5 protein-coding genes are annotated in these 8,296 nt (G+C 70.7%); 3 read left to right on the forward strand and 2 right to left on the reverse strand.

Annotation, left to right across the window (positions count from 1 at the left end; all coding sequences use genetic code 11):
* Positions 1 to 106: 106 nt before the first annotated feature.
* Complete coding sequence (locus ACWEV0_RS35185) at positions 107 to 475, reverse strand: hypothetical protein (RefSeq protein WP_453153882.1); 369 nt, start codon at positions 473 to 475, stop codon at positions 107 to 109.
* Between the two features lie 215 nt (positions 476 to 690).
* On the opposite strand from ACWEV0_RS35185, the gene ACWEV0_RS35190 reads away from it, so the two are divergent.
* A complete protein-coding gene (locus ACWEV0_RS35190; protein ID WP_453153883.1) occupies positions 691 to 1,605 on the forward strand; it encodes a poly-gamma-glutamate hydrolase family protein in 915 nt (304 codons plus the stop codon).
* Between the two features lie 97 nt (positions 1,606 to 1,702).
* On the opposite strand, the gene ACWEV0_RS35195 is transcribed toward ACWEV0_RS35190, so the two are convergent.
* On the reverse strand, positions 1,703 to 4,627 hold the full coding sequence (locus tag ACWEV0_RS35195; protein WP_453153884.1) for a glycoside hydrolase family 48 protein: 2,925 nt from the start codon (positions 4,625 to 4,627) through the stop codon (positions 1,703 to 1,705).
* Between the two features lie 276 nt (positions 4,628 to 4,903).
* Here ACWEV0_RS35195 and ACWEV0_RS35200 point away from each other — a divergent pair, with 276 nt between their 5' ends.
* Positions 4,904 to 6,394 (forward strand): cellulase family glycosylhydrolase, encoded by a 1,491-nt coding sequence (locus ACWEV0_RS35200; RefSeq protein ID WP_453153885.1) that lies wholly within the window; start codon positions 4,904 to 4,906, stop codon positions 6,392 to 6,394.
* Positions 6,395 to 6,410: 16 nt separating this feature from the next.
* Positions 6,411 to 8,171: a glycoside hydrolase family 6 protein gene (locus tag ACWEV0_RS35205; protein ID WP_453153886.1), complete on the forward strand. Its 1,761-nt coding sequence runs from the start codon at positions 6,411 to 6,413 to the stop codon at positions 8,169 to 8,171.
* Positions 8,172 to 8,296: the final 125 nt, after the last annotated feature.

An 8,296-nucleotide genomic window follows, 5' to 3' on the forward strand; every position in this document is an offset into this window, starting at 1 on the left:
TGTGTGAGGCCGCCGTCCTTTGGCACCAGGGTCTCCTTGTCGAACGGCGAGTTCACCGCCACCGACCGCCCGCCCTCGGCCGTGACTCGACCGCGCGGAGGCGCGATCAGTAGACGCGCTTGAGGGTCCAGGCGTTGTTGTTGAAGCCCGAGTTCGGGAAGGCGACGCAGGAGCTGGAGTAGTAGGAGCTGGTCGCCGTCCAGCCGGCCGGGTAGTACGTGGACCCGCACGCCTGGACGACGGTGCCTATCGGCAGGCCGGTCAGCTGCTTGATCTGCTTGATGTTCGGGTCGAAGTTCTGGGTGCCGCAGCTGGCGCTGTAACCCCAGCTGACGTCGACGTAGCCGGCCGGGGTGGCGGTGCTCGCGCAGGTGGTCGTCACGTCACCGGGGGCCGCCTGGGCGGGCGCGGCAGTGAGGGCGAACATCGCGGCGGCGCCGGCGAGGGCCATGGTGGTGGTGCGCAAACGGGTCATGACGGGCTCCTTGGTTGGGAAAACGACCAACGGGAAACAGCAGCCCGTTTCTACGGGGTGTCCCACGAACCGCGACAGCCGGTTTCCGGTCTGAGTGATCAAGCCATGCCTCCCGGTTATCGGACCACGCGCCCCGGCCAGCGGTGTTCGCGCCTTGTCATGTCCAGAGGGACCCCCCGGAATCGGTCGTCGGGCCGTGGTGCAGGATCACCCTCATGACCAACACCAGCAGACGCACCGTGCTCGCCTCCGTCGCCGCCGTCGCCGCGGCCCTGCCCACCCTCAACGCCGTGGCGGGCAACGGCGCGACGCCCGCCTCCGCGACCGAGCTGTACAGCTCGAACACCGACCTGTACACCAAGACCGCGGCCAAGGAGGGCACCGACTGGATGCGGCGCTTCCGCATCGGCGCGCCGGTCCAGGTCACGGACAACGCCAAGAGCACGAGCGTCGCCGTCAACAGCACCGCGGTCATCGCGCCGCACGGCGGTGCCATCGAGTCGGGCACGAGCGAGCTGTGCATGGCCGTCGCCGGCTACACGCCGTTCGACTACACCACGGACCCCGCGAGCGCGGCGGTGGCAGGGCAGCCGCAGCGCGACTACTGGATGTTCGAGGCGCTCGCCAACCCGGACAACCAGCACGTCACGTCGACCCACTGCGACGACCCGGCCGCGCTGGCCGCCTGCGCCAACAACCTGTACGCGGTCTCGCTGCACGGCTTCAGCGAGCCGACCGAGAAGAAGATCAACGTCGGCGGCCTGGACGCGCGGCTCAAGCGCAACCTGCTCGCGGCCTTCGACAAGTACGGTCTCAACACGAAGAACACGAACCCGGACTGGAACGTGACCGTGGTCCTCGCGGGCGCCACCGACCCCATCAACGGCGACGACCCGACGAACATCGTCAACCGCACCCGGACCGGCGCCGGCGCGCAGCTGGAGATCTCCACGGCGCTGCGCTCGGCGATGTTCGGCACCTTCTCCGGCGCCGCGAACCGCCGCACGACGGCCGGCGTGCCCAGCACCGACGCGCCGTACGCCGACCACTTCTGGAACGGCTTCGTCAACGCCGTACGCGAGGCGATCAAGAACCACGAGCTCGGTCTCGACGTCCTCCCGGCCGTCTAGCGACCGCGTGCCGGCACACCGAACGGGCGGACCCCGGACCGGGGTCCGCCCGCCCGCGTCGTACGCGGGGCCGCCCGCTCGCGCGGGGCGGCGGTCCCTACTCGAGCAGCTCCGCGTACGAGCCCATGGCCAGGGCGATGTCCGCCTGGGCCCAGAACCGGTGGTAGGTGAAGACGGGGGCGGCGCCGCCCGCCAGATACGCCTCGATCTTCGGCCAGGCCGGGTCGTTCTCGTAGAAGGAGCGGATCGAGGTGAAGGTGGACGAGGAGTTCACAGCGTCGCCGTTCGGCATGGTGCCGCTCCAGCCGCTCGGAACGTACACGGGGTCGTCGAAGCGGTTGTAGTCGGCGCGGGTCTCCGGGACCGAGACGCCGATCGGGTCCTGGTCGTGGGTCCACATGCCGTCGAGGAGGGCCTTGGCGATCCGCTTGGCCTCGGCGTGGCCGGACCTGGCCGCGTAGTAGGTGAGGGTCTTGGCGAAGGCGGCGGTCACGCCGACGTCGTCGGTGTAGTCGGCGACGGTGACGTGCAGGCCCTTGTTGGCGCCGGGGCTCGCCGCGTTCCAAGTGTCGGGGGCGCCGGACCACTGGAGCGTCGCGGGTACGCGGTAGGTGCCGTCGGGGTTGATCGTGGTCTGCGACAGCGCCCAGGTGACCCACTTGTCGAGGACGGTCTTCGCCTGGGCGTCCCCGGTCTGCTGGTAGTACTCGGCGACGCGTTCCATGGACCACGCCTGGAAGCCGAACCACTGGTTGGACGGCGGGTCGTGGTAGACGGGCTGCTCGTCGTAGTACAGGCCGTGGAAGGTGGGGGTGCCGGCCGGCGGGGTGGCGTAGCGGCCCTGCCAGCTGTTCGTGGCGCCGCCCGCGATGGCACCCTCGTCGGACTGGAGCCAGCGGTAGAACTCCAACTGCCGGGTGAGGCTGGTGGCCCAGTCCGCGGCGCCGGTGGCCGACGCGGGCTTCAGCGGGGCGTACGTACTCAGGGCGTAGGCGGCGAGCGGGTTCTGGTAGCCGCCGTGGGCGTGGCTGGAGCCGATCCGCCAGGACCAGCCGGCCGAGGTGTCGGTGGCGCCGCCCCAGGCGTAGTACCAGGACAGCAGGTAGTGGGCGCTGTTCTTGCCGGTGCCCGCCGGGCAGGTGGCGGGTCCGACGCAGTCGCCGGCCTTCTTGAAGTACTTGTCGAACAGGGCGTAGCGCAGGTAGTCGCCCATCTTGGCGGCCTTGGCGACGGTCCCGGCGACCTGACCGCCCTTGCCCTGCCGCTTGGCCCATACGTCGGCCCAGTAGGCGGCCTGCACCGCGCGGGCGTCGGCGTCGGGGGCGTCGGTGAACTTCCACTGCCTGGCGTAGGAGCTGTCACCGGTGAACAGGTCGAGGTAGCCGTTCTTGCCGCCGTACGCGAACCGGTCGCAGGTGGGATGGGTGACGGTTTCCCAGACGGACTCCTGCGGGCCGCGCTGGAAGGTGTTGATGTACGAGGGGCCGGTCGCCGTCGGTCCGGCGGAGCACTTCCCGGGCCCGTTGCCGTACCCGTAGACGTTGTCGACGTCCTGGATCCAGTGCATGCCGTAGATGTCGTCGGTGCCGTACGCGCTCTTCAGCTCGGCGGCGAGCGGGTCGGCGCCGGCCGTCACGCCGGTGTCGAGCTTCGCCGGGTACTGGGAGGGCAGATCCCACTCGGGCGCGTAGGTGGCGGGCTTGGCCGGGGTGTAGGAGGAGTTGGTGGGCTGGTCGGCGTGGGTGGGGATCATGTACTTCTCCAGCGTGTCCCACGCGCCGTTGAACTTCGACCAGTCGCCGGTGATCTTCCCGTACATGGCCTGGAGCCAGACGAGGTAGCTGTACGCCTCCGAGGTCGTCTCGTGGCCGTAGTCGGGGGCCTCGACGATCAGGGTCTCGACGGAGTGGTACGGGATCCCTTCGGGTGAGAAGTAGCCGTTGGCCGGGTTGGTGATCTTCCCGTACAGGTCGAGGAAGCGGGCCTCGTACGTGGAGTTCGCGGCGAGCTGGGCGACGGTGACCTCGGCCTTGGTGTGGCCGGGTGCGGTCGCGCTGAAGACCGCGGTGCCGGTGCCGGTCGGCGCGGCGGTGACGGTCACCTTCTGGGCGGTGTTCCAGTTCGCCGTGGTGAAGGTGAGGGTGGCCGGGCTCGCGGTGAGGCCGGTGACGCCGGAGGTGCGGGCGACGGTCACGGTGACGTCCGCCGCGGGCCGGGTGGAGAGCTTGAGGTCGAAGGTTCCGGTCGCGCCCTGGCGTACGGAGAGCTGGGCGGGGGTCGCGACGAGCGCGGGGCCGGCGGCGACGGTGATGCCGACGGGCGCGGACTCGCCGCCGGCGCCGAGGGAGTCGTACGCCTTGGCGTAGAGCGAGTGGGCGCCGGCGGCCAGGGAGCCCGCGGCGAGTGTGTAGGGGGCGGTGGTGTCGGTGCCGAGGAGCGTGGTGTCGCTGTAGAACTCGACCTTGCCGATGGTGGCTCCGTCGGCGGCCGCGGCGGTGGCGGCGAGCGGGACCGGGTCGCCCTCGGTGTAGACGGCGCCGGGCGCCGGACTGGTGAGGACGGTGACCGGGGCCTGGTGGGCTCCGGTGCAGGGGGTGCCGTTCACGCTGAAGGCGGTCGGGGCGGTGTTGGTGCCGGTGTAGCCGAACTGGGCGCCGGTGGTGACGGCGGCGCCGGGGGCGACGGTGCCGTTCCAGGCGGCGTTGGTGACGGTGACGGTCTTGCCGGACTGGGTCCAGGTGCCGTTCCAGCCGCTCGTCAGCTTCTGGTCGCCGGCGTAGGCATAGCTGAGGGTCCAGCCGTCGAGTGCGGTGGCGGCGCGGTTCGTGAGGGTGAGTTCGGCGGTGAAGCCGGAGCCCCAGTCGTTCGTCTTGTAGTCGACGCTGCACTGGACGGCGGCGACGGCCTGGGCGGGCGGACCGACGGTCAGCAGCGCGGCCGGCAGCGCGAGTACGGCGGCCAGCGCGACGAGCGGCCGGCGGGGGCGGCGTGCTCGGGATGGTCGTGGCGTGCGAAGTGCCATGTGGGTGGTTCTCCTCGCGTCTCGGCGGGTGGGGGTGGAGCGAGGGCGGAGCGGTCAGGCTCTGAACCAGTGGGAGCGCTCCCACTGTGCAGACGCGGCGAGACGCCGTCAAGACGCCGGAAGAGTCGAAAAGAGTCGAAGGCACTCCGCCGACGAATTTGCCCGACTCCTCTTTTCCTTGAGGGCAGTTGTCGCTACGGTCGGCCCGACCAGTGGGAGCGAATCCAACCCGTCGGCACCCCGTCACCGGTGTGCCCTCGCCGTGAGGACTCGCTCATGCGCCATCCCCCACGCTTACCGGCGCTGCTCGCGGGAGCAGTGCTCACCATGGCGAGCGCCGCTCTCGCCGTGGTCGGTACGGCCTCAGGAGCCGCGGCCGTACCGGTCTGCACCGTGCAGTACTCCGTCACCGGGTCCTGGGCCGGCGGCTTCCAGGGCGCGCTGACCGTCACCAACAACGGTCCCTCGGTGAGCTCCTGGAAGCTGGGCTTCGACTTCCCGGCCGGTCAGGTGATCAGCCAGGGCTGGGGCGCCCGATGGTCCCAGTCGGGCGCGGGCGTCACGGCCTCGAACGAGAGCTGGAACGGTTCGCTCGCCACCGGGGCGAGCGCGACCACCGGCTTCCTCGCCTCGTGGTCGGGCAGCAACCCCGCGCCGGGTACGTTCACGCTCAACGGCACCGTCTGCGACCAGGACTCTGCCCCGACGCCCACGCCCACTCCGACTCCCACCACCCCGTCCCCGGTCACCGGCGCTCCCGAGCTCGGCGTCACCGGCAACCGGCTCACCGACCAGAACGGCGCCACCCGTCGCCTCCTCGGCGTGAACCGCTCCGGGGCCGAGTTCATGTGCGTGCAGGGGTACGGCATCTTCGACGGCCCCGTCGACGACGCCGCCGTGCAGGCCATCGCCGACTGGAAGGCGAACGCCGTCCGCATCCCGCTCAACGAGGAGTGCTGGCTCGGCCTGGCGAACGTCAAGCCCGAGTACCGGGGCGCCACCTACCAGAACGCCGTGAAGGACCTGGTCGGCCGGGTACTCGCCCACGGCATGACCCCGATCGTCGAACTCCACTGGACGTACGGCCAGTACACCGGCAACTCCGCGGGCTGCGCCGACGTCCACGCCACCTGCCAGAAGCCGATGCCCGACGCCCAGTACACCCCGGCGTTCTGGGCCTCCGTCGCCGAGACCTTCAAGAACGACCGGCGGGTCGCCTTCGACCTGTTCAACGAGCCCTACCCGGACCGGGCCACCCCCACCGCCGCCCAGGCATGGACCTGCTGGCGCGACGGCGGGACCTGCCCGGGGATCGGGTACGAGGTCGCCGGCATGCAGGACCTGGTGGACGCGGTCCGCGGGACCGGGGCGCAGAACCTGCTCCTGGTGCCCGGCCTCGCGTACTCCAACGATCTGAGCCAGTGGCTCGCGCACCGCCCCACGGACCCGGCCGGCCGGCTGGCCGCCGCCTGGCACGTCTACAACTTCAACTCCTGCGTGGACGAGACGTGCTGGGGCAGCACCCTCGCCCCGGTCGCCGCCCAGGTCCCCCTGGTGGCGGGCGAGATCGGCGAGAACACCTGCGGACACGGATTCGTCGACCGCGTCATGAAGTGGTTCGACGAGCGTGGCCTGTCCTACCTGGGCTGGACCTGGAACACCTGGAACTGCTCCTCCGGGCCGGCCCTGATCACCTCGTACGACGGCACCCCCACCGCATTCGGCACAGGGCTGCGCGACCATCTGCGCGCCCTGAACGGAAACTGAAAGGGCACCCCACACCATGAGCCGCACGAAAAGCCGCACCGCCCTGTTCGCGGCGCTCGGCCTGATCGCCGCCACCGGCGCGACGGCCACCGCCCTGAGCACCGCCACCGCCGGCGCCGCAGCCGCCGGCTGCAAGGTCGACTACCAGGTGGCCAACCAGTGGAACTCCGGTTTCACGGCCAATGTCACCGTCACCAACCTCGGCGACCCGGTCAACGCCTGGACGCTGGGCTGGAGCTACGGAGGAGACCAGAAGGTCTCCCAGGGCTGGAACGCCGACATCTCCCAGTCCGGCGCCGCCGTGACCGCCAGGAACCTCTCGTACAACGGGACCCTCGCGACGGGCGGTTCCACCTCCTTCGGCTTCAACGCCACCTACAGCGGTACGAACGCGGTGCCGGCGACGTTCACGCTGAACGGCGTCGTCTGCACCGGCTCCGTACCGCCGACCACCCCGCCCACCACGCCTCCGACGACGCCGCCCACCACCCCGCCGACGACACCGCCCACGACGCCGCCCGCCGGGACCAGGGTCGACAACCCGTACGCCGGGGCCAGGGTGTACGTGAACCCGGAGTGGTCGGCGCACGCGGCGGCCGAGCCCGGCGGCACCCGGGTGTCGAACCAGCCCACCGGCGTGTGGCTGGACCGGATCGCCGCCATCAACGGTGCGAACGGCGCCATGGGCGTGCGCGCGCACCTCGACGAGGCACTGCGGCAGAAGGGCGACGGCGAGATGGTCGTCCAGTTCGTCATCTACAACCTGCCCGGCCGGGACTGCGCGGCCCTCGCCTCCAACGGCGAACTCGGCCCGACGGAGATCGACAAGTACAAGACGCAGTACATCGACCCGATCGCGGCGATCCTGTCCGACCCGAAGTACGCGAGCCTGCGGATCGTCACCACGGTCGAGCTGGACTCGCTGCCCAACCTGGTCACCAACGTGAGCGGCCGGCCGACGGCGACCGCGAACTGCGACGTGATGAAGGCCAACGGCAACTACATCAAGGGCGTCGGCTACGCCCTGAACAAGCTGGGCGCGATCCCGAACGTCTACAACTACCTGGACGCCGGCCACCACGGCTGGCTGGGCTGGGACGACAACTTCGGGCCGTCCGCCGAGCTGTTGAAGACGGCGGCGACCGCCGAGGGCTCGACCGTCGCCAACGTGACCGGCTTCATCGTCAACACCGCGAACTACAGCGCCCTGAAGGAGGACCACTTCGGCATCGGCGACACGGTCAACGGGGTCTCGGTGCGCCAGTCGAAGTGGGTGGACTGGAACCGCTACACCGACGAGCTGTCGTACGCCCAGGCGATGCGTGACAAGCTGGTCTCGGTCGGCTTCGAATCCAAGATCGGCATGCTGATCGACACCTCCCGCAACGGCTGGGGCGGCACCGCCCGCCCCACCGGCCCCGGCGCGAAGACGGACGTCAACACCTATGTCGACGGCGGCCGTTACGACCGCCGCATCAACCCCGGCAACTGGTGCAACCAGGCGGGCGCGGGCCTCGGCGAACGCCCGAAGGCGGCTCCGGAGCCGGGCATCGACGCGTACGTGTGGATGAAGCCGCCGGGCGAGTCCGACGGCGCGAGCAAGGAGATCCCCAACGACGAGGGCAAGGGCTTCGACCGGATGTGCGACCCGACGTACACGGGCAACGTCCGCAACGGCAACAGCATGTCCGGAGCCCTGCCGGACGCGCCGCTGGCCGGCAAGTGGTTCTCGGCCCAGTTCCAGGAACTCCTGAAGAACGCGTACCCGGCACTGTGAGTCGCGCCTGAGTCACACCCCCGCGCCGGGCGGGCCCGCCCCCTCTTGTGGGGGCGCCGCCCCCCGGCGGGGCCCGCGTCCCCCGTCCGCCCACCACGCGGCGGCCCGCCCCCCGCCGCCCCCCC

This window comes from Streptomyces sp. NPDC003943, assembly GCF_053605265.1.